Raw genomic sequence first — 22176 nt, forward strand, 5'->3', positions numbered from 1 at the left:
ACCTCCGGTACCGGGTGACGCACGAGTCTACGCATACCGCGCGATCCGTGACACCTCCACCGGACGCCTGGGTTCGGTCAACGATAGGGGAAGAACGCGGCCGATGCGTGCGCACCGGATGAACAACGCATCCGGAACCGGCCCCGGTCGTCCCGCGCAGCGGGGTCTTCCGGCCCCGCATTAGGCTGGACCGGCCATGACAAGGGGAAAGTCCCCTTCTCCCCGAAAGGAGATCCGTTGAGCGAGCCCACCGTCCGCCTCCAGCCCGGCGACACCGCTCCCGACTTCACCCTCGACGACGCCGACGGCAACCCCGTGACGCTCAGCGAGGTGCTCAAGTCCGACAGGCGCGTCGTGCTGTACTTCTACCCCGCCGCGATGACCCCGGGCTGCACCACGGAGGCCTGCGACTTCCGCGACAACCTGCGGGCCTTCGACACCGCGGGCCTGACCGTGCTGGGCATCTCCCCCGACGGCACCGCCAAGCTCGCCCGATTCCGCGACAAGGAGGGCCTGACCTTCCCGCTGCTCGGCGACCCGGACAAGAAGGTCCTCGCCTCCTACGGCGCCTTCGGCGAGAAGAAGAACTACGGCAGGACCGTCCAGGGCGTCATCCGCTCCACCTTCGTCATCGCCGCCGACGGCACCGTGGAGAAGGCCCTCTACAACGTGAAGGCCACCGGCCACGTCGACCGGATCAAGCGCGAACTGGGACTGTAGGCCGCCGGGCCACGCCACCGCGGTCCCGTTCCTCCCGGCACGCGACAGCCGCCCCGGTGAGCCGCTAGCATTGTGGACGGTGCGCCGCCCGCCGTGCGACCTGAACCGCCGTGGACACGGCTCGAACAGCCGACGAAGACCACCGGCGGACCATGGCCGGGCGCGAACCGGGGGCCGTAGTCCAACGGGCAGGAGACGACTGTTTTAGGGGCAGTACAGTGCGGGTTCGAATCCCGCCGGCCCTACACGAGCCGAAGGCGCGGGACGGCGATCCCGCGCCTTCGGCTCTTCCGCCTCTTCTACGGACCTCGCGGCGCGCTAACGGAACAGCAGCGCCCACAGCACCACCGCGAGCAGCGCGAGGACGCCCACGGCCACCGCGGCCACGACCGCCGCAGGGCTCTTACTGCGGTGCCGGCCCGAACTCGTCAGACCGAGCGTGTCCGTCGACTCCCGGATGGAGGTCAGCAGGGAGCTGACCGACTCGGGGCGGTGCCGGTGCAGCGCCTCCTGCAGCGACGACATCGACTCCGAAACCGACTCCTGCAACTCCGAGACCGACTCCTGCAGCGAACTGCGCAGCACGTGCGCACCGGCCCGGAAGTGCTCCCTGGCCCCGTCGCGGTCCGCGGACACCTCCTCCTCAACGGCCTCCTGCGCACCCGTGACCTCGGCGGCCGACTTCGCAGCCGTCTCGGGGCTGGTCTCCGGCGCCCACGGGGCCAGCGCGGCGATGCGCAGCATCTTCGTCGCGTTGTCCGCCGTCAGACGGGCATCGGAGTCCACGTGCAACAGGCCCGCCAGCACCGGCGCCAGCGGGCCGGCATGCTCTGCGAGCGGCGGATCCTCCAGGTCGTCCCCGCGCAGGATCGCGATGTAGCCCTTGCGGTTGTAGGGCGGGTGTCCCTCGACCGCCGCGTACAGCGTCGCCCCCAGCGACCACAGGTCCGACGCCGGCCCCACCGGCCCGGCCTTCGCCCGCTCCGGCGGGATGTAGGACGGCGAGCCGATGATCCGCCCGGAACTGGTCAGCGCGGACTCGCCGGTCCACGCCGCCAGACCGAAGTCGGTCAGCACGACCCGGCCGTCCTCGCTGATCATCACGTTGTCGGGCTTGACGTCGCGATGGATGATGCCTTCGTCGTGGGCCGCCTTCAGCGCGCTGATCAACTGCAGGCCGATCTCGGAGACGCGCTGGTAGGGCAGCGGCCCGGCCAGCTCGATGATCTCGGCGAGCGTGCGCGCGACGACGAGTTCCATGACGATCCACGGCCGGCCGTCCTCGTTCACGACGTCGAGAACGGTGACCACGCCGGGATGGGTGAGCCGCGCCGCGACCCGCGCCTCGCGGGTGGTACGGCGCAGCAGTGAGGTCCGCTCGGACTCGCTCAGATCGGCCGGCAGCCGCAGCTCCTTGACCGCCACCTCGCGGTCGAGGACCAGGTCGGTGGCCCGCCACACGGTACCGACGCCACCGCGCGCGATCTGAGCCTGCAACGCGTAGCGGCCGGCCAGCACCCGCTCGTCGGGGGCGGCCTCAAGAGTCGCCGGGCGCGCTGAATCGAGCGACGACTGCGCAGGCCGCTCTGCTTCGGGCTTTTCGATGGAGGACACGGCTTCTAGGTCGTCAGATCACGGGCCACGGTGGCCTCCTGCGGACTCTTACGATGGTGGTCTCGTCGTAGGGGGGACGGATCCCTCGTTATATCAGCTACGGAGCACATTAGAGCAGGTGGCCGCGAGTTCCCAGTCACATGGGTTCGGTTTCGTTATCTCCCGTAACCGCGTGACCTGCCGCGGCCGCCTCCTCTCCCATCCGGTTTTGCCCTCAGGGCGCGTCCGAAACCGGTTAGGTCCACAACGTTTCGGGATCGTGCACCGTGACGGGACCGAAACCGGTCTCCTCCAGCGGACCGGCGACCTCCTTGGCGTCGCCCGCGACGATGACCACGGAGTCGCGCGGGTGCAGGTACTCGCGCGCGGCCTCGTGCAGGTCCTCGGAGGTGATGCGCTCGAACCCGGCGCGCAGCCGGTCGACGTGGTCCTCCGGCAGGTCGTGGATGACCGCCTCGACCAGCGCGCCGGCCAGGCTGCGCGCGGTGGAGTAGCTCACCGGGAGCCCCACCGTGTTGGACTCGCGGACCGCCGCCAACTCGCTCTCCGTCACGCCGTCGGCCTGGAGCCGCTCGATCTCGCCCAGGGTCGCGGTGACCGAGTGCGCGGTCGTGGGCGCCTCGACCTGGGTGCTGAGGAGGAAGACCCCGCTGTCGCGGCGCAGGTCGAACCTGCACCCGACGCCGTAGGTGTAGCCCAGGCGCTCGCGCAGCTCCATGTTGAGCCGCGAGGTGAACATCCCGCCCAGCACGTCGCTCATGCCATCGGCCCTGGGCAGGTCGATCTCGGAGCGGGCCGGGGCGCGGTGGGCCAGGATCAGCGCCGACTGCACGGACCCCGGCCGGTCCAGGACGACGATGCGCGGCAGCTCGCCGGGCGCGGACCCCGGAGCCGAGGTGGACGGGGAGGGCGTGGGGTCGGCGTCACCGAAGACGGTCTTGCCCAGCTCCTCCAGGTCGACGTCGGAGAGGTCGCCGACGACGACCAGGGTGCCGGCGACGGCGGCGATGGAGCCCGCGTGGAAGTCGGCCACGGCCTCCGGCGTGAGCTCCTGCAGCCGCGCCGGGCCGCCGCTGAGCGGGGTGGCGTAGCGGCCGGTGAAGAGCTGCCCGCCGATGGCGCGGGCGGCCAGGGTGGAGGCGACGGAGGCCTCCAGCCAGAAGCGCTCGACGAGCTGGTCGCGGCGGCGCACCACGTCGTCGGGCCGCAGCGCCGGAGCGCGGACGGCCTCGGCGAACAGGGAGACCGCGTCGTTGATCCGGTTGGCCGGAGCGTCCACCCCGGTCACGAAGCTGTCCCAGGTGACGCGCGAGATCCAGTCGGCCCCGTGGCGCTCCAGAGCGGGCGCCAGCGAGCTGTTGCCGCGGACGCCGTCCTCCAGCGCCTCGTTGGTGAGCGCGGCGACGCCCATGTGCTCCAGCGGCTCGTTGACGCCGCCGGCGGGCTGCACGAGGCGGATCGACGCGTAGGGCTGGCGGGGGACGTCGATGGCGACGACCGTGCCGCCGCCGACCCGCAGGCGCCGCGGCTTGGGAAACGTGTACGGGCTGGGAGCACCGAGTGTCGGACGGGGCTGCAGCATGCTCAAAACGGCTCTTCCTCTCCGGGGCGCGAGGCCTGGCGGACGTGAACGGCGGGGGTCAGGCTTCGGCGGTCTCGGACTGGGACTCGGGCTCGAAGCGGACGGCCAGCCGGTTCTCTGCGGTGAGGATTCGCTTGGCGGCGGCCACGATGTCGTCGGTGCTGATCTCGGCCCAGCGCTGCGGCCAGGTGTAGACGAGCCCGGGGTCGTCGAAGAGCTGGGTGTGGCTTCCGAGGGAGTCCGCCAGGCCGCCCGGGGTGGAGACGCTCTGGAGGTGGTCGCGCTCCAGGACCGCGCGGGCCCGCTCCAGCTCCTCCTCGGTGACGCCGTCGGCGAGGGCCGCGACCTCCTCCAGGATGGCGGCCTCCAGCTCGTCACCGCTGACGCCTTCACGGGCGATCATGCTGACGAGCATGAGGCTGGGCGTGTAGCGGAACGGCAGCAGGTCCGCCGAAGCCCCGCCGTCGTCGTTGGCGAGACCGCGCTCGACGACGAGCCGCCGGTAGAGCCGACTGCCCTGCCCCTGGCCGAGGATGGCGGAGGTCAGGCTCATGACGTCGAACTCGCGGTCGCCGTAGGGGGCGACCCGGTACCCGAGGAAGACGGCGGGCGCCGGGACCGGCTCGGTGACGGTCTCGCGGAACGGGCCGCCGATCGGCCCCTCCAGGGCCGCGTCGGGCGCCTCGGCGGCGACCTCCCGGGCGGGGATGCCGCCGAAGTAGCGCTTGACCCGCTCGTGGACGTCGCCGGGGTCGAGGTCGCTGACGACGGTCAGGACGAGGTTGTCCGGACCGTAGTGGCGCTCGTGGAAGGACAGGACGTAGTCCAGGTCGGCGGCGTCGAGGTCGGCCATGGACCCGATGGTGGAGTGGTGGTAGGGGTGGCCCTCCGGGTAGCCCAGGCGCAGGATGCGCTCGAAGGCGGTGCCGTAGGGGACGTTGTCGTAGCGCTGGCGGCGCTCGTTCTTGACGACGTCGCGCTGGTTGTCCAGGACCTCCTGGGTCATGCCCTCGCGCAGGGTGGCGAGGCGGTCGGCCTCCAGCCAGAGGGCGAGGTCGAGAGCGTGCTCGGGCACGGTCTCGTAGTAGTTGGTGCGGTCGGTGGAGGTGGAGGCGTTGATGTCGCCGCCGAGCCGCTCCACCGCGTCGAAGTGCGCGCCCTTGCTGACGTTGCCGCTGCCCTGGAACATCAGGTGCTCGAACAGGTGGGCGAAACCGGTACGGCCGGGAACCTCGTGCCGCGAGCCGACCCCGTACCACAGGTTGACCGCTGCCACCTGGCCGGTGGCGGCCGGAGCGGTTACCAGGCGAAGTCCGTTGTCCAGCGTGAATTGACCGATCTGCCCCACCGCACCGTTCGTCGCCACCAGTCTCCGCACCCCTCGCTTACCCGATGTCATCCTGCGACTTGAGCCTATGCCCTTGCGCGAGTGCCACGTACTCGTCACCACACCCATTGACACGGTACGCGCCGATACCTCTTCGGGAGTGGGCGCGCGGGTGGGCCCCCTCCGCCTCGACTCCAGGGGGCTTTAAGCCCGGCCCCGGGATGGAGTGGGCGTGCGGGAGGGCGATTTCCGTCTACGGGCCTTCGACCGTGCGAGAAGACCACCCCACCACCGCGCACCCCACCCGCGGCCAAGACCCCCACCCCCCCCCCGGAAAAAAAGGGGGCACAAAAAAGAGGGGGGCGGGGCCGGCCAGACGATGCCTGGCCAACCCCGCCCCCTCTGCAAGAAAATGCGGCGGCGTCCTACTCTCCCACCCCACACCATGGAGGCAGTACCATCGGCGCTGGGAGGCTTAACGACCGGGTTCGGAATGGGACCGGGTGTGACCCTCCCGCCATCACCACCGCAAACCCCACACCCCAACAACCACAAACCATGGCCACCGGGGAAACCTAAGGGCCGCGCGGAAAAAAGCGCGAAACCATATGAAGAAATCAAACCAGTGTGTGCGATCCGTGCACCCCCTCCCGGGGGGGCGGATTCGTGTGCGCGAGCATCCAGTCATCTGCGGTGGACAAGCCCTCGGCCGATTAGTACCGGTCAGCTCCACACCTCACAGTGCTTCCACACCCGGCCTATCAACCCAGTCGTCTACTGGAGGCCTTACCCACTCACGGTGGCAGGAGACCTCATCTCGAAGCAGGTTTCCCGCTTAGATGCTTTCAGCGGTTATCCCTCCCGAACGTAGCCAACCAGCCATGCCCCTGGCGGGACAACTGGCACACCAGAGGTTCGTCCGTCCCGGTCCTCTCGTACTAGGGACAGCCCTTCTCAAGTCTCCAACGCGCGCAGCGGATAGGGACCGAACTGTCTCACGACGTTCTAAACCCAGCTCGCGTGCCGCTTTAATGGGCGAACAGCCCAACCCTTGGGACCAACTCCAGCCCCAGGATGCGACGAGCCGACATCGAGGTGCCAAACCATCCCGTCGATATGGACTCTTGGGGAAGATCAGCCTGTTATCCCCGGGGTACCTTTTAGCCGTTGAGCGACACCGCTTCCACACGCCGGTGCCGGATCACTAGTCCCTGCTTTCGCACCTGCTCGACACGTCCGTCTCACAGTCAAGCTCCCTTGTGCACTTACACTCAACACCTGATTGCCAACCAGGCTGAGGGAACCTTTGGGCGCCTCCGTTACCCTTTAGGAGGCAACCGCCCCAGTTAAACTACCCACCAGACACTGTCCCCGAACCGGATCACGGTCCCAGGTTAGATGCCCGAAACAGTCAGAGTGGTATTTCACCAACGCCTCCACCCCCACTAGCGTGGCGGCTTCACCGGCTCCCACCTATCCTACACAAACCATCCCAAACACCAATGTCAAGCTATAGTGAAGGTCCCGGGGTCTTTCCGTCCTGCTGCGCGAAACGAGCATCTTTACTCGTAGTGCAATTTCACCGGGCCCATGGTTGAGACAGCGGGGAAGTCGTTACGCCATTCGTGCAGGTCGGAACTTACCCGACAAGGAATTTCGCTACCTTAGGATGGTTATAGTTACCACCGCCGTTTACCGGCGCTTAGATTCCCAGCGTCACCCGCCGAAACGGGCTGACCAGTCCTCTTAACGTTCCGGCACCGGGCAGGCGTCAGTCCGTATACCGCGTCTTACGACTTCGCACGGACCTGTGTTTTTAGTAAACAGTCGCTTCCCCCTGCTATCTGCGACCCCACCCAGCTCACACAGCACGTGTGCTCACCGGACAGGGCTCCCCTTCTCCCAAAGTTACGGGGACAATTTGCCGAGTTCCTTAACCATGGTTCACCCGAACGCCTCGGTCTACTCGACCTGACCACCTGCGTCGGTTTCGGGTACGGGCCGCCCACGCACTCGCTAGAGGCTTTTCTCGACAGCATGGGATCACTCACTTCGGCTCAACGCCTCGACATCACGCCTCACCCTCAACGGAGCACGGATTTGCCTGCACTCCGGGCTACACGCTTATCCCGGGACAACCACCGCCCGGTAGAGCTACCCTCCTGCGTCACCCCATCACTTACCTACTACCCCCTCAGGCCCCACGCCTCCACCGCCAGAAGCCCGAAGGCCACCAGCAGCTTCGGTGGTGGTTAGTCTCAGAGGCCCCGGTACGGGCGCACGTGAACGGGTACGGGAATATCAACCCGTTATCCATCGACTACGCCTGTCGGCCTCGCCTTAGGCCCCGACTCACCCTGGGCGGATTAACCTGCCCCAGGAACCCTTAGTCAATCGGCGCCGGCGTTTCCCACGCCGGTCTCGCTACTCATGCCTGCATTCTCACTCGCACACAATCCACCACACGGTCACCCCGCGGCTTCACCTCATGCACGACGCTCCCCTACCACACACACCCAACGGTGTGCATCCACAGCTTCGGCGGTGCACTTCAGCCCCGCTACATTATCGGCGCAGAACCACTTGACCAGTGAGCTATTACGCACTCTTTAAAGGATGGCTGCTTCTAAGCCAACCTCCTGGTTGTCTCAGCAACTCCACAACCTTTCCCACTTAGCACACGCTTAGGGGCCTTAGCTGATGATCTGGGCTGTTTCCCTCTCGACTACGAAGCTTATCCCCCGCAGTCTCACTGCCGCGCTAACTTCACCGGCATTCGGAGTTTAGCTGACCTCAGTAACCTTGTCGGGCCCATCAGCCAACCAGTCGCTCTACCTCCGGCAAGCAACACACGACGCTGCACCTAAATGCATTTCGGGGAGAACCAGCTATCACGGAGTTTGATTGGCCTTTCACCCCTACCCACACCTCATCCCCCAGGTTTTCAACCCTGGTGGGTTCGGGCCTCCACGAAGTCTTACCTCCGCTTCACCCTGGACATGGGTAGATCACCCCGCTTCGGGTCCACAGCATGCGACTCACACGCCCTCTTCAGACTCGCTTTCGCTACGGCTACCCCACCCGGGTTAACCTCGCCACACACCACGACTCGCAGGCTCATTCTTCAAAAGGCACGCCATCACCCCGAAAGGCTCTGACGGCTTGACAGCACACGGTTTCAGGTACTATTTCACAACCCCTCACCGGGGCACTTTTCACCTTTCCCTCACGGTACTCGTGCACTATCGGTCACCAGGACGTATTCAGGCTTGACAGGTGGTCCTGCCAGATTCACACGGAATTCCTCGAGCTCCGCGCTACTCGGGACCACACCAACGGCTAGACCGGGCCTTCACCTACGGGACTCTCACCCACTCCGGCGTCGCTTCCCAACGACTTCAGCTAACCCGACCATCACCGCGCCCAGCCGGCAGACTAGGCCAGATGCATCCCACAACCCCGCACACGCAACCCCTGCCGGGTCTCACACGCGCACGGTTTAGCCACCATCCCCTTTCGCTCACCACTACTCAGGGAATCACTATTGTCTTCTCTTCCTACGGGTACTGAGATGTTTCACTTCCCCGCGTCACCACCAACCACCCTATACATTCAGGCAGCGGCAACCTGCTATGAAACAGGCTAGGTTACCCCATTCGGAAACCCACGGATCAACGCCCGGTTGACAACTCCCCGTGGACTATCGCGGCCTCCCACGTCCTTCATCGGCGCCTGGTGCCAAGGCATCCACCGTATGCCACACTAACTTGGCCACCACAGATACAAGATGCTCGCGCACACTATCCACAAATCAAAACACACACCACACACCCGGCTAAAACAACCGGCAAACCCGAAACAACCCGGGACAACCAGCGTCTTCGCATGGGATGGCACCCGCGGAAAACAACCAGCGGTTGCTTCCTCAGACACCCAACAGCGCGCCCCCGGCCCTTCCAGACGACCAGGGGACTGCTCGTTCTCCTTCACGCCACCCCGACGACCTCCAGCAGAAACGCCAGAACATCGGGTCCACTCTCGAGTCCGTCAACCACGTCGGAAAAACGGCTGACTCTCACAGACTCCTTAGAAAGGAGGTGATCCAGCCGCACCTTCCGGTACGGCTACCTTGTTACGACTTCGTCCCAATCGCCAGCCCCACCTTCACGCACTCCCTCCCGCAAGGGGTTGGGCCACACGTTTCGGGTGTTGCCGACTTTCGTGACGTGACGGGCGGTGTGTACAAGGCCCGGGAACGTATTCACCGCGGCGTTGCTGATCCGCGATTACTAGCGACTCCACCTTCATGGGGTCGAGTTGCAGACCCCAATCCGAACTGAGACCGGCTTTAAGAGATTCGCTCCACCTCACGGCATCGCACGCCCTCTGTACCGGCCATTGTAGCATGTTTGCAGCCCAAGACATAAGGGGCATGATGACTTGACGTCATCCCCACCTTCCTCCGAGTTGACCCCGGCAGTCTCCCATGAGTCCCCACCACCACGTGCTGGCAACATGGAACAAGGGTTGCGCTCGTTGCGGGACTTAACCCAACATCTCACGACACGAGCTGACGACAGCCATGCACCACCTGTCACCCACCAACCAAATGACCCCGCATCTCTACGGGTACGTGGGCGATGTCAAACCTTGGTAAGGTTCTTCGCGTTGCGTCGAATTAAGCAACATGCTCCGCCGCTTGTGCGGGCCCCCGTCAATTCCTTTGAGTTTTAGCCTTGCGGCCGTACTCCCCAGGCGGGGCGCTTAATGCGTTAGCTACGGCACGGAGACCGTGGAAAGTCCCCACACCTAGCGCCCAACGTTTACGGCGTGGACTACCAGGGTATCTAATCCTGTTCGCTCCCCACGCTTTCGCTCCTCAGCGTCAGGTAAGGCCCAGAGACCCGCCTTCGCCACCGGTGTTCCTCCTGATATCTGCGCATTTCACCGCTACACCAGGAATTCCAGTCTCCCCTACCTACCTCAAGCCGGCCCGTATCCACTGCCCACCCGAAGTTAAGCCCCGGGCTTTCACAGCAGACGCGACCAGCCGCCTACGAGCTCTTTACGCCCAATAATTCCGGACAACGCTCGGACCCTACGTATTACCGCGGCTGCTGGCACGTAGTTAGCCGGTCCTTATTCCCCACCTACCGTCAACACCCGGAAAACCGGATGCCTGCGTGAGTGGTAAAAGAGGTTTACAACCCGAAGGCCGTCATCCCCCACGCGGCGTCGCTGCGTCAGGCTTCCGCCCATTGCGCAAGATTCCCCACTGCTGCCTCCCGCAGGAGTCTGGGCCGTGTCTCAGTCCCAGTGTGGCCGGTCGCCCTCTCAGGCCGGCTACCCGTCACCGCCTTGGTAGGCCATCACCCCACCAACAAGCTGATAGGCCGCGAGCCCATCCCCAACCGAAACAACTTTCCACACCGAGCCCATGCAGGCCGGCGTCGTATCCGGTATTAGACCCGGTTTCCCGGGCTTATCCCGAAGTCAGGGGCAGGTTACTCACGTGTTACTCACCCGTTCGCCGCTCGTGTACCCCGAAGGGCCTTACCGCTCGACTTGCATGTGTTAAGCACGCCGCCAGCGTTCGTCCTGAGCCAGGATCAAACTCTCCATCAAAGGCCAAACACCCCCCACCCCGACCAGGGCAGGAGGAAAACCTCGAAGAGAACAACCCCGACCAACCAACCCAACAAAAAGGGTCGGCCAATCAAAGGAACCCCACACCATCCAACGGACGATGCACGGGGCCAAAACAAACATGGCTATAAAGAAAAACAAACATCGCGCTGTTGAGTTCTCAAAAAACAACCGCCCACCACACACAAGCCGACCAAACCAGTCGCTCTTCAGCAGCAGCGGCGCTTCCGCTTTGTTGTGACTCCACTTTATCAGAGCCCCACCGTTCCGCCAAATTGGCGTTTCCGGCGATTCCGGCTCCGAAATGGACTTTCCTACACCCTACTCTCTCGAATTACCGTTTTAACCGGTAATTCCAGCGAGCCATCCGAAAAACGGTCAAAGAGACCGATCCGCGCGACGTGCGAGTGATGGACACGACCGCCGAGGCGCTCGTTTCGTCCGAGGAGTGTGGACCCGGCCGACCATCCGGGGGGATGTTCGGTTCCCGCGGTCCGTTCCTTCCAAGCTTACACGCTCGAAGTCAATGCTTCGAACCCTTTTTTGGAAGATCGTCGTCCAGGCTCCGGCCGAGCGGCCCTCGCCGTGGCGACCTGGAGAACACTACCCGATGCCCCGGGCAACGCAAACCGAACACGCCTGGTCCGCCTCCGGCTCGATCAGCCCATGACTCAGCCCATGACCAGGCGGTCTCCCGGCGCCACGCCCACGGAGCCGGACTCGCGGAGCCGCACGGTGACCCGGGTCATATCGATCGGGCGACGACTGCGGCGCAGGGCGTTGCAACACGTGATCATGGAATTACGCTTTTCGCACCGATTCGGGTTGGTAGAAGGGGCTTCCGTGGCAGTCACCGAACAACGAAGAGCAAGCTGGAAACTGATCGGTCCTGGGTTCGTCGTGGCCGCCACAGGTGTCGGGACCGGCGACCTGGTGGCCACTCTGATCGCGGGTCAGCGATTCGGCTACACCCTGCTGTGGGCGACCATCGTCGGCTGCCTGGTCAAGATCGCCCTCGCGGAGGCGACCGGACGCTGGCACCTGGCGACCGGGCGGACGATCTTCGACGGCTGGAGCAGCCTGGGCCGGTGGACGCACGTCTACTTCGCGCCCTACATCGTCATCTGGGGCCTCGTCTACGGCGCCACCGCCATGTCGGCCACCGCGTTACCGCTGGCGTCGCTCTTCCCCGCGGTTCCGCTGTGGGCGTGGGCCGTCCTCGTCGGCCTCTCGGCTCTGCTGTTCGTGTGGTTCAACCGCTACTCGCTGCTGGAAAAGGCCATGACCGCCCTGGTCGGCGTCATGTTCGTGACCGTGGTCGGCCTGGCCGCCTACCTCACGCCCGACATCGGTGCGACGCTCGCCGGCCTGGTCCCGACGCTGCCCGAGGGCTCGGCCGTCTACACGATGGGCCTGGTCGGCGGGGTCGGCGGCACGATCACGATGGCCGCGTACGGCTACTGGGTCAACGCGAAGGGCTGGCGGGACGCCGCCTGGATCAAGGTGATGCGCTGGGACAACCGCGTCGCCTACATCACCACCGGGGTCTTCGTCATCGCGATGCTGATCGTGGGCGCCGAGCTCCTCTACAGCGCCAACCTGGCCCTCGAATCGGGCGAGCAGGGCCTGCTGCAACTGGGCGACGTCCTTGAGGAGCGGTTCGGCCGCGCCATCGCGATCCTGTTCCTCATCGGGTTCTTCTCGGCGGCGTACTCGTCGGTGCTCGGCGTGTGGCACGGCGTCAGCCTGCTGTTCGCCGACTTCGTCGGGCACGTCCGGGGCAGGACCAACCGCCCGGTGGAGGAGCGGGAGCGGAGCTGGGCGTTTCGCGCCTACGCGCTGTGGCTGACCTTCCCCCCGCTGATCGTGGTGTTCCGGGGGCGGCCCGTTGACGAGCTCGTCATCATCTACGGCGTCTTCGGCGCGTTCTTCATGCCGTTCCTGGCGCTGACGCTGATATGGCTGCTCAACTCCGGGCGGACCCCGCGGGAGTGGCGCAACGGCTGGCTGAGCAACCTCGGCCTGGCCGTCGCGGGCCTGCTGTTCATCGTGCTGCTCGGGCACGACCTGTGGGAGACCTTCACGGGGGCGTGATCCCGCCGCCGCGTTCTCCCGCCGCACCGCTGTGGCCACCGCCCTTCCCCGGCGGTGGCCACACGTCGTCACGGGGCCGGGCGCGACGCGGCCGCCGCGCCCGGCCCGCAGGGGTCAGCCCGGTTTCCGCAGCTCCTCGGCGAGCAGCCGGAACGCGATGCCCCGGTGGCTGATCGCGTTCTTCTCGGCCGCGCTCATCTCCGCCGTGGTGCGCGTCTCGCCCTCGGGCACGAAGATCGGGTCGTAGCCGAACCCGTTGTCCCCGCGCGGCTCGGTGATGAGCGCGCCCCGCATGACGCCCTCGACGACACGCTCCTCTCCCGTCGGCAGCACGAGCGCGGCGGCCGAGACGAACTCCGCGCCGCGGCGCTCGTCAGGGGTGTCGGCGAGCTGGTCGAGGACCAGTTCGAGATTGGCGCGGTCCTTGTCGCCGGTCGCGGTGCCGAAGCGGCCGGACCAGCGGGCGGACAAGACACCGGGCATGCCGTTCAGCTCGTCCACGCGCAGGCCGGAGTCGTCGGCGACGGCCGGCAGGCCGGTGTGGCGGGCGACCGCGCGTGCCTTGAGCAGCGCGTTGCCGGTGAAGGTGGACTCGGTCTCGGCGACATCGGGCGCACCGGGGTGCGCGTCGAGCCCGACCACCTCGATGTCGAGGCCGGCCTCGGCGAGAATGGCCCGCATCTCCGGGACCTTCTTGGCGTTGTGCGTGGCCAGCACGATCGTCCTGGCGGTGCTCATCCCGGCGCTCACCCCACCAGCGCCTTCTTCTGGATCTCGGTGAGCCGGACGCATCCGTCGACGGCGAGGTCGAGGAGGCCGTCGAGGCTGGAGCGGTCGAACGGGGCGCCCTCCGCGGTGCCCTGGACCTCGATGAACTGGCCGTCGCCGGTGACGACGACGTTCATGTCGGTCTGGGCGACCGAGTCCTCCAGGTAGTTGAGGTCGAGGCGCGACTGCCCCTGGACGATGCCGACGCTGACGGCGGAGACCGAGCCGGTGAGGGGGTCGCGCTTGAGGTTGCGGTGCTTGCGCAGGTACTTCACCGCGTCGACGAGCGCCACGTAGGCACCGGTGATGGCGGCGGTGCGGGTACCGCCGTCGGCCTGCAGCACGTCGCAGTCGAGGGTGATGGTGTGCTCGCCCATCGCCTTGAAGTCGATGACCGCGCGCAGGGACCGGCCGATGAGCCGGGAGATCTCGTGCGTGCGCCCGCCGATCTTGCCCTTGACCGACTCCCGCGCCCCGCGCGTGTCGGTGGAGCGGGGCAACATCGCGTATTCGGCGGTGACCCAGCCCTCACCGGTGCCCCGGCGCCAGCGAGGCACGCCGTCCTCGACGGTCGCCGCGCACAGCACGCGGGTGTCGCCGAATTCGACGAGGGCCGAGCCCTCGGCGTGCCGCAGCCACTTGCGGGTGATGGTCACGGGGCGGAGTTCGTTCGGAGTGCGTCCGTCGGGTCGAGCCATGGATCGAGCCTATCGGGGGCCGCGGACCGGCCGTGCGCGTTTCGCGCGGCATAACAATGTCGTTGCCCCTGTTGCCCGCGCCTTGTCCGATCCGCGCGCGATGTCGTACACGTCGTAACCGATCGGATCGTCGAGCGGCGCTCTTCGCGCCGAAGGAGCGCGGACCGCCGCGAAGTGACACGATCAAGGACACCGTCCCCGTCCCGGAGATTCGCGGGCGGGCGCCATCTCCCCGATTCCCAAAGGGCTCCTCGTCATGAAACCGGACTTGAAGACCACGATCGCGACGAAGTTCGCCATCAGCGGGGCGGCCCTGCTCCTGACCGTGTCGGCGGCGGGGTGCACCGAGGAGCCGGAGCCGGTGGACGCCGCGGAGCCGTCCCCGTCGTCACCGGAACCGCAGCGGTCGGAGGAGGTGGACGGCCGGCCGGTGCCGACTCCGAGCGTGTCCCCTGAGGACATCGAGCCCGTCGATCCCCTGCCGCTGCCGGAGTCGTGCGAGGCCGCCGGGCTGAAGGCGCACCTGGATGAGTTCACCGACCAGATGGCGGAGCCGGACTTCGAGGAGGTCCGCACCGACATGCGGCTGGAGTGCTCGTGGGCGGGGTTCAGCCGCAGCGACTGGAGCGAGGTCGTGATGGTGACCTACGCGCCGGGGGAGAGCCTGGTCGACCATCTCGGGCACATCCCGGCCTCGGCGGCGTCGAACCCGGACTTCTTCATCACCCCCGAGGTGGAGGAGCTGGGCGGCATCGCGGAGTGGCGGGCCGGACAGGTGTTCTCGGGCGTGGCCCTGCACGTTCCGGGCATGCAGGTGTCGATCACCGCAAACGCCGATGTGGTCGGCGACGACGAGCTGCTCGCCGTCGCCACGGCGACGGCCGGCGACCTGCTGGCGGAGGAGGCCGGTGACGACTCCGAGGTCGGCGGCGACCCCGGGGCCGACGAGGACGGCTCCGAGGACGGGGCCGGCGGCGAGGAGCCCGCCGACTAGGTGTTGCGGGCCGGGACGTCGGTGACAGCCGGCTTTCGCGGGGTGTCGTCAGTGGCGTTCGAGCAGCCAGTTGCCGAATGCCCGCAGATGGTCGTTGAGTGAGCTCGGTTCGATGATGTCGATGTCGAGGTTGAGGTAGGCGAGCCAGCGGGCGGCCCAGTCGAGGTCGTCGGTGCCGAAGTGGAGTTGGCATTCATCGTCATCGCCGATCACGGTGGCGACGCTCGGGTCGACGACTTCGCGGACGAGGTCGGCCGACGTGTGAACCCGGACGCGGACGCGGTGCCGCCACGGTCCATGCGCGAGGATGTCAGCGACGAGTTCGGCGGCGTCGGCCGGTGGCTCAGGGGATTGGATGCGGATGCCGAGCGGCTGGACGTGGTCGATACGGTCGACGGCGTAAACCATCCACTCCATGGCCCCGCGCGGGCATGCGACAAGGTACCAGCGACGGCGCAGAGTCACCAGGCGGTGGGGCTGTACGTCGATGGGCGTCGCCTGCGAGGTGTCGTTACGGCGGTGGCGGATGCGGATGGCTTCGTTCGCGCGACAGGCGAGCGCGGCGGGGATGAGTACGTCGCGGCCGGCGCGGCGCGCGGATCGCCCTGGCAGTGCCTGTACGTCTGCGAGTGCGGTAAGCCGGGCCCGCCAGCGCGATGGCACGACCTGAGTGAGCTTGGCCAGCGCGGTGACCGCCGCGGTCTCCAGTCCTTCGACGGCAACCGCTGTCCGCAGTCCGAGTGCGACCGCGGCGGCCTCGTCTGCGTCCAGCAGTAGCGGAGGCATCGTGCGACCGTGCGCGAGCCGGTAACCGCCTGTCCGGCCCGCCTCGGCGTCGATGCGGTAGCCGAGCTCACGCAGTTGCGCGATGTCACGGCGTGCGGTGCGTTCTGTGACGCCGAGTCGGGCGGCAAGGCCGGTGGCGGATATACCCGGGTGTGTCTGCAGCAGTGAGAGCGTCTCAAGGCGGCGACTTGCTGTGCTCACTGGCTGATGGTCCTGCATACCCGGACACTATCTGACCGGGTATTGCGCCATCCTGGATGACATGACCCAGAAGTCACTGCTACGCCCCGAAGGACTCGTGCGCTCTCCCGCTTTCAGCCACGTCGCGGTGGTGTCGCCCGGTGCGACGACGATCTACGTCGGCGGCCAGAACGCCGTCGACGGCGACGGCCGACTCGTCGGCGGGGGCGACGCCGCCGCTCAGACCCGGCAGGTGATGACGAATCTGCACGTCGCGCTGGCTTCCGCAGGTGCCGGTGTCCACGATCTGGTGCTGATGACGATCCTCGTGGTCGATGGCCTCGACCTCACGGAGGCTTATCCCGTCGCCGCCGCCGCATTGGCGGGCGCAGCGCCGCCAGTCGTGGTCATGCGTGTCGCCGGTCTGGCCGTCCCGGGCGCGCTCGTTGAAGTCAGCGCTGTCGCGGCGGTGACGCCGTGAGCGACGGGTGGAAGCGGAGAGAGGTCGGCCGGACCCGTGATGCCGGCTGGCAGATTGGGGTGTCGAAGACCGTCGACCGCCCTGTCGACGAGGTGTGGGCCTTCATCACCTCGCCAGCGGGCGTAGCCATCTGGCTGGGCGAGGGCGTCACCGTCTTGTCGGAGCAAGGCGCGGGCTACGAAACCACGACCGGAGTCCGCGGTGAGACACGCAGCTTCCGCGAACTCGACCGCGTCCGGCTCACCTGGCAGCCGCCCGACTGGTCCCACGACACGACATTGCAACTGGCCGTACGGTCCGCGGGTGCGGGGCGGGCGATGCTGGTAGTCCATCAGGAACGGCTGGCCGATGCATCCGAACGTGAGCGGCAGCGCCGCCACTGGCGGGGCGTCATCACTGCTCTGGTGGCTGCCCTCGCCGAGGTCTGACGACTGTTGTGAACCAGACCGGCCCCCTCGGCACCCCACCACGGCTCTCCGCTGACGGTGGAATGACGCCGTCGCCCGGTAGCTCGATGCCAGGAGCGGCCCATCGCGCACGTCGCCGCCCAAACGGGCGTCTCATCAGCCGTATCACGGACGGTGGCGGCCGGCGGGCCCATGGCAGAGGCAGCGAACGCGCTAAGGGCGTGGACCGGCGCAGGAAGAAGACCGAACGCGGCGGCTACGTGTACCTCCGCTCCGCCGTCGACGGCTTCAGCCGCCTCGCCTGCACCGAAGCCTGCAGCGCTGTCGGCGACCGGCCACCGGCGGCCCGATTGCGGGTCACCGTCACCGACGTCCCGGCCTCGTACGACTAGGCGGTGCTCGGGACGCGCGGGCCGGTGATCTCGTGGACGGCGCCGGGGCGGGCGAGTTCGACCGGCCCGTTGTAGGTGGTCCTGGCCTCGGCGAGCGAGCGCTCGTCGTCGTTCCACGGGACGAGGTGGGTGAGGACGAGTTTGCGCGCGCCGGCGCGGCGGGCGTGGTCGCCGGCCTCGCTGCCGGTGAGGTGCATGTCCTTGGGGTGCTCCTGGTGGTCGTGGAAGGACGACTCGCACAGGAACAGGTCGGTGTCGCGGGCGAGCCGGACGATCTCGTCGCAGGCGCCGGTGTCGCCGGAGTAGGTGAGCGCGGCGCCGCTGTGCTCCAGCCGGATGCCGAAGGCGTCGACGGGGTGGTTGACGACGTCGAGGTGAGCGGTGAACGGGCCGATCCGCCGGGTGCCGGGGGTCAGCTCGTGGAAGTCGAAGGTCTCGCGCATGCCGGGGTCGGGGTCGAGCCCGTAGGCCTCGGCCATGCGGTCGGCGACGCCGGGGGGACCGTAGACGGGGATGCGCGGCTTGGGCCCGCCCGCGGGGTAGGTGCGGGCGACCCAGTAGGAGCACAGGTCGAAGCAGTGGTCGGCGTGCAGGTGGCTGAGGTAGACCGCGTCGATCGCGTAGATGTCGGCGTACCTCTGCAGGGCCCCCAGGGCGCCGTTGCCCAGGTCCAGCAGGACACGGAAGCCGTCGGCCTCCACGAGGTAACAGGACGCCGGACTGGCCGGGCCGGGGAAGCTCCCCGATGAGCCGATGATGGTGAGTCGCACGTCGTAAAGCCTTTTCGGTGAGGTGCCTCCGCGTAAGACCCCGCCGTATGCGCGGGGCCGGGTCTTACGGATCACGGGTGTCCCGTGTTACGGGTCTACCCCAATGACCGCTCCGGTGGTACCAAATGTGGCTCGCGTCTCAGGCGGTGTGAATCACATGTGATGCCTTCACACCAGGCACCCCACCTTATTTTTGCTGCTCGGCGACTGTTTTCACGTTCCGACGCGTGCGAGTTGGCGGCTTTGGGCGACGAGGCGGCCCTTGGTGTCCCACAGGTCGACGGTCTCGTCGAACCAGCCGTCGCTGACCAGGTCGGCCCTGGCGCGGAAGGCGAGCGGACCGGGGGCGGGGACGGCGCGCATGTGCCAGGTGAGCTCGACGGTGGGGGCCCAGCGCCAGGAGTCGAGGACGGTGACGACGGGCGGCAGCGCGTCGACGGCCAGCGGCAGGAACCGGGCGGGGTCCTCGCTGTGGCCGCCGTCGCCCTCGCTGAGCCGGATGTGGCCCCGCAGTCGCGGAGCGGCCCCGGCCGGGTCGGCGGTGCGGGCGAGCATGGCGTAGGTCTCGCGGCTGTAGTACTGGTCGACGCGGTCGGGGAAGCCCATGCTCGCCGACCGGCCCTGGCGCGGGTCGTAGCGGTGGCACTGCTCGATCGGCGGGATCTCGGCGGGCGGCGCCTCGTAGACGGGGGCCGCCGACTCGTCGAGCGCCCCGCTGGCGATGAGGCCCGTGACCAGGGGTTTGCCGCCCTGGCGCAGGGTGACCTGGATGGTGCTGACGGTGCGGCCCGGCTTGAGGACCGCGACGTCGATGTCGGCGGGGCCCTCGCCGCCGGGCCGCAGGAAGTGGAAGGAGGAGGAGACGGCGTGGGGGTGCGCGGACTCGGCCAGGGCCGCCCGTTGCAGCACCGTCATGAGGTAGCCGCCGTTGAGGGCGCTGCCGATGAGGTAGCCGGGGTCGAGGTCGACGGTGTAGTGGCCGTCGCCGGCCTTGGTGACCGCGGTCGCTGAGTCGAATCGTGTCATGAGGACATTGAACCGAACTGCGTTCTGAAAATGCCAGGCGGGATGGTCTTCAGCGACCGCGGCCGAGAGGACTGCGTCCGGGCGGTGACCACCCATCCACCGACGGGCAGCCGCACCGCTCCGCCGTCCTCGTAGCGCCGCAGCACCGTCGCCATCGCGTCTCGCGCCCGCGCCGCCGCCGCTGCGCCGCCGGCGGCCTGCGCGCACCGCGACAGCCGACCCCCCGTACGGACCCGGTCGCCAGACACCGGCCATGCCCTCAGGACCGCAGCGGCGCCACCCGATGACCTGAGCGCCCTCCCCCGGCACACCACGATTCACCGAAACAACGACTCAGGACACTAGGGGATGAAGCGCGCGTCGGGGTGCTCCGGGGATTCGGCGTCGAGGAGCGGCTGGGGCCGGTGCCGCAGGTGCTCGTCGAAGAACGCCGCGACGTAGGCGCGCTGGGAGCGGTGCATCCGCGCGGGGTCGTCCACCGTGCCGATGGCGGGGGTGATGAGCGCCTCGTCCAGGTCGAACTCCTCCCTGATCCGGGGCAGGGCCACCAGGTGGTCGGTGAACGAGAAGTGCCGGGCCTCGGGGAAGTTCACGTCGAGTTTCCAGCCGGTGGAGTTGTCCCAGAGGGCTGCCCAGTCGTCGAACGTCTCATGGGTGTGCGCGGGGTCGGCGCCGGGGTTTTCGGGGTCCTTCTCGCCGCTGCCGCCCATGAGCATGAACGGCCGGTCCAGGCCGCGCTGGGCGACCGGGAAGCGCTCCTCGAAGTCGGCCCGCTGCTGCGAGCCCGGAGCGCCGAAGGAGATCGACCCGTCCATGTCGATGCCGGCGTCGACGCGCCGGTCCTCGTGCATGGTGTGGGCCGCGGCGGAGCCGCCCGCGGAGTGCCCGAACATCCCGATCTCGGACAGGTCGAGGATCCGGCCGAGGCCGGGCGGCAGCCTGCGGCCCTCGGCGTCGGGGTTGCCGCCGTCCTCGATGGTCTCGAGCTCGTCGAGCAGGAAGCGGGTGTCGCGCACGCGGGCGTCCATCAGGTCGCGGTACAAGTGGGGGTCCTCGGCGTCGTAGCGCACCCCCTCGACGCGCCCGCCGGGGAACTCCACCGGCGCCTCGCCGGTGTGGTCCACGGTCACCACGACGTAGCCGCGGCTCGCCAGGTCCTGCACGAGGGCGGTGCCGAGGGTCCGGGAGACCCCGCCTCCCGGGGAGAACAGCACGACCGGCCGCTCGCCGAGGCGCCGGTCGGCGGGGACGCCGGTCCTGGCCGCGGTCCGCACGCCCGCGATGTCGAGGTCGCCCGGTTCCAGCCCGAGCTGCGGGGCGACCTCCGCGTCGAGCGCGGCGGCCGTCCCCGAAGGCGCGTACCGGGCGCGCTCGTGGCCGCGGCCGCCCTTGGCCGGGTACCAGATGCTCACCATGAGCTCCCTGGCCCGCTCGGGGTTCCACGGGTCGGCGCGGTCCTCGTCGACCAGGTGGAGCTCGACCGTTCCGACGTCGTGGCGCCCGGTGGGTTCGGGGAGGGTGAAGCGGAAGCCCTCCCCGGGGGATTCGGGGATTGCGGCCGGTGCGGTGCCGGCGAGCGCCGGCGCGGTCGAGAGGGTCAGGGCGAGTCCGGCGGCGAGCGCGCCGGCGACGATGCCCGGCCCTCGAAGGACCGCGGCGTTCTTCGGTTTTTTCGGCATGGCCGCACGCTAGGAGCCGGGGAGCCGCCGCGGCGACGGTGCTGCCACCCGAAGGCGGCGGGGTGCCTGCCACACGCCAGGGGTGGAAAACCCGATGCCTTCGACCAGCACGGGATGGTGGGATCGGCCCATGAGCGATTCCGCGTTGGGCCCCGCGATCGACGCCCGCCCGCTGTTCACACGGGAGCAGGAGAGGCTGCTCGCTCTCCTCGACGGCCTGTCGGCGGAGCAGTGGCGGGCCCCGACGGCGTGCGCGGGGTGGAGCGTGCGCGACCTCGCACCGCACATCCTGGGCGACCACCTGGGGCGGCTGTCCGGCGGGCGGGACGGCCACGCCCGGTCGGCGCCGCGCGAGGGCGAGGCGTTCAACGCCTTCATCCACCGGGTCAACGACGAGTGGGTGCCGGCCGCCGCCAGGATCTCGCCGCGGCTGCTGGTCGAGATGCTGACCGACGCCGCGGCGCGGATCGCCGCCTACTGGGAGTCGGTGGACCTGCACGCGACCGGCCTGCCCGTCTCCTGGGCCGGCCCCGAGGCGGCGCCCATGTGGCTGGACTGCGCGCGGGACTACACCGAGTACTGGGTGCACCAGCAGCAGATCAGGGAGGCCGTCGGCGCCCCGCGCCTGGACGAGCCGCGTTTCCGTGCCCCGGTCGTCGACGCGTTCATGCGCGCCCTGCCGCACGCGCTGCGCGACGTGCGGCCGCCCGAGGGCACCCGGGTGCGCTACGCGGTCACCGGCGACTCCGGCGGGGCCTGGACCGCGACGAGGAGCGCGGGCCGCTGGGCCCTGGAGCGCGGCGACGGCGGGGGGCAGGAGCCCGACGCCGCGCTGACGACGGACGCCGACACGTTCTGGCGGCTGTGCACCCGCGACACGGTGCCGGAGGAGGCCCGGCCGCTGGTGGTGCGCGAAGGCGACGAGGCGCTGACGGAGGCGGCCGCGCGGATGGTCTCCATCATCGTCTGACCCGCCCGGAGCCGCTCCGGGCGCCCCGCGCCGTCAGCGCCG

15 protein-coding genes, 1 tRNA gene, 3 rRNA genes and 1 pseudogene are annotated in these 22176 nt (G+C 68.2%); 8 read left to right on the forward strand and 12 right to left on the reverse strand.

All coding sequences use genetic code 11. The features are described from left to right. Positions 1 to 237 precede the first annotated feature (237 nt). Together bcp and HDA32_RS22265 are read left to right on the forward strand one after the other, a co-directional pair. Positions 238 to 720, forward strand: coding sequence for a thioredoxin-dependent thiol peroxidase (bcp, locus tag HDA32_RS22260; RefSeq protein WP_179645055.1), 483 nt, complete (start codon positions 238 to 240; stop codon positions 718 to 720). 170 nt (positions 721 to 890) lie between these two features. Then, positions 891 to 965: transfer RNA gene (locus tag HDA32_RS22265), tRNA-Leu, on the forward strand. Between the two features lie 73 nt (positions 966 to 1038). Here the strand turns inward: HDA32_RS22265 and HDA32_RS22270 are convergent. The 6 genes from HDA32_RS22270 to HDA32_RS22295 form a co-directional block, all read right to left on the reverse strand. Further along, a complete protein-coding gene (locus tag HDA32_RS22270; RefSeq protein ID WP_179645056.1) occupies positions 1039 to 2334 on the reverse strand; it encodes a serine/threonine-protein kinase in 1296 nt (431 codons plus the stop codon). 235 nt (positions 2335 to 2569) lie between these two features. Beyond that, positions 2570 to 3916 carry a M16 family metallopeptidase gene (locus HDA32_RS22275; protein WP_179646875.1) on the reverse strand — a complete coding sequence of 449 codons (1347 nt, stop codon included), beginning with the start codon at positions 3914 to 3916 and terminating at the stop codon, positions 2570 to 2572. 58 nt (positions 3917 to 3974) lie between these two features. Next, positions 3975 to 5282 carry a M16 family metallopeptidase gene (locus HDA32_RS22280; protein ID WP_179645057.1) on the reverse strand — a complete coding sequence of 436 codons (1308 nt, stop codon included), beginning with the start codon at positions 5280 to 5282 and terminating at the stop codon, positions 3975 to 3977. A gap of 373 nt (positions 5283 to 5655) precedes the next feature. Then, positions 5656 to 5774 (reverse strand): 5S ribosomal RNA (gene rrf / locus HDA32_RS22285). A 161-nt stretch (positions 5775 to 5935) separates the two neighbouring features. Continuing rightward, positions 5936 to 9017, reverse strand: a 23S ribosomal RNA gene (locus tag HDA32_RS22290). A gap of 316 nt (positions 9018 to 9333) precedes the next feature. Continuing rightward, positions 9334 to 10868, reverse strand: a 16S ribosomal RNA gene (locus HDA32_RS22295). Together the 16S, 23S and 5S rRNA genes form the textbook arrangement of a ribosomal RNA operon. A gap of 864 nt (positions 10869 to 11732) precedes the next feature. On the opposite strand from HDA32_RS22295, the gene HDA32_RS22300 reads away from it, so the two are divergent. Then, a complete protein-coding gene (locus tag HDA32_RS22300; protein WP_312863283.1) occupies positions 11733 to 12983 on the forward strand; it encodes an Nramp family divalent metal transporter in 1251 nt (416 codons plus the stop codon). Between the two features lie 114 nt (positions 12984 to 13097). Here the strand turns inward: HDA32_RS22300 and rdgB are convergent, their stop codons facing one another. Together rdgB and rph are read right to left on the reverse strand one after the other, a co-directional pair. After that, a complete protein-coding gene (gene rdgB / locus HDA32_RS22305) occupies positions 13098 to 13721 on the reverse strand; it encodes an RdgB/HAM1 family non-canonical purine NTP pyrophosphatase (protein ID WP_179645059.1) in 624 nt (207 codons plus the stop codon). Positions 13722 to 13729: 8 nt separating this feature from the next. Further along, positions 13730 to 14407: a ribonuclease PH gene (rph, locus tag HDA32_RS22310; RefSeq protein WP_376767024.1), complete on the reverse strand. Its 678-nt coding sequence runs from the start codon at positions 14405 to 14407 to the stop codon at positions 13730 to 13732. A 310-nt stretch (positions 14408 to 14717) separates the two neighbouring features. Between rph and HDA32_RS22315 the strand changes: the two genes are divergently transcribed. Next, entirely contained in the window at positions 14718 to 15443 is a 726-nt protein-coding gene (locus HDA32_RS22315; protein WP_179645061.1) for a hypothetical protein, read from the forward strand. Between the two features lie 48 nt (positions 15444 to 15491). On the opposite strand, the gene HDA32_RS22320 is transcribed toward HDA32_RS22315, so the two are convergent. Beyond that, complete coding sequence (locus HDA32_RS22320) at positions 15492 to 16448, reverse strand: helix-turn-helix transcriptional regulator (protein ID WP_218882553.1); 957 nt, start codon at positions 16446 to 16448, stop codon at positions 15492 to 15494. A 43-nt stretch (positions 16449 to 16491) separates the two neighbouring features. On the opposite strand from HDA32_RS22320, the gene HDA32_RS22325 reads away from it, so the two are divergent. The 3 genes and pseudogenes from HDA32_RS22325 to HDA32_RS30950 all read left to right on the forward strand — a co-directional run. Further along, on the forward strand, positions 16492 to 16890 hold the full coding sequence (locus tag HDA32_RS22325) for a RidA family protein (RefSeq protein ID WP_179645062.1): 399 nt from the start codon (positions 16492 to 16494) through the stop codon (positions 16888 to 16890). Continuing rightward, entirely contained in the window at positions 16887 to 17318 is a 432-nt protein-coding gene (locus HDA32_RS22330) for an SRPBCC domain-containing protein (RefSeq protein ID WP_179645063.1), read from the forward strand. The genes HDA32_RS22325 and HDA32_RS22330 overlap by 4 nt, the downstream gene beginning before the upstream one ends. 134 nt (positions 17319 to 17452) lie before the next feature. Next, a pseudogene (locus HDA32_RS30950) lies at positions 17453 to 17611 on the forward strand (IS481 family transposase); the annotation flags it as partial. 74 nt (positions 17612 to 17685) lie between these two features. Here HDA32_RS30950 and HDA32_RS22340 read toward each other — a convergent pair. The 3 genes from HDA32_RS22340 to HDA32_RS22350 form a co-directional block, all read right to left on the reverse strand. Continuing rightward, the gene (locus HDA32_RS22340; protein ID WP_179645065.1) at positions 17686 to 18459 is read right to left on the reverse strand and encodes an MBL fold metallo-hydrolase; all 774 of its coding nucleotides are present in this window, start codon (positions 18457 to 18459) and stop codon (positions 17686 to 17688) included. A 213-nt stretch (positions 18460 to 18672) separates the two neighbouring features. Then, positions 18673 to 19485 carry a thioesterase family protein gene (locus HDA32_RS22345; protein WP_179645066.1) on the reverse strand — a complete coding sequence of 271 codons (813 nt, stop codon included), beginning with the start codon at positions 19483 to 19485 and terminating at the stop codon, positions 18673 to 18675. Between the two features lie 341 nt (positions 19486 to 19826). After that, positions 19827 to 21164: an alpha/beta hydrolase family protein gene (locus HDA32_RS22350; protein ID WP_179645067.1), complete on the reverse strand. Its 1338-nt coding sequence runs from the start codon at positions 21162 to 21164 to the stop codon at positions 19827 to 19829. Positions 21165 to 21294: 130 nt separating this feature from the next. Between HDA32_RS22350 and HDA32_RS22355 the strand changes: the two genes are divergently transcribed. Continuing rightward, complete coding sequence (locus HDA32_RS22355; protein WP_179645068.1) at positions 21295 to 22134, forward strand: maleylpyruvate isomerase family mycothiol-dependent enzyme; 840 nt, start codon at positions 21295 to 21297, stop codon at positions 22132 to 22134. Positions 22135 to 22176 lie beyond the last annotated feature (42 nt).

Origin of the sequence: Spinactinospora alkalitolerans (genome assembly GCF_013408795.1) — a bacterium.
In the GTDB taxonomy this organism is placed as follows: Bacteria; Actinomycetota; Actinomycetes; order Streptosporangiales; family Streptosporangiaceae; genus Spinactinospora; species Spinactinospora alkalitolerans.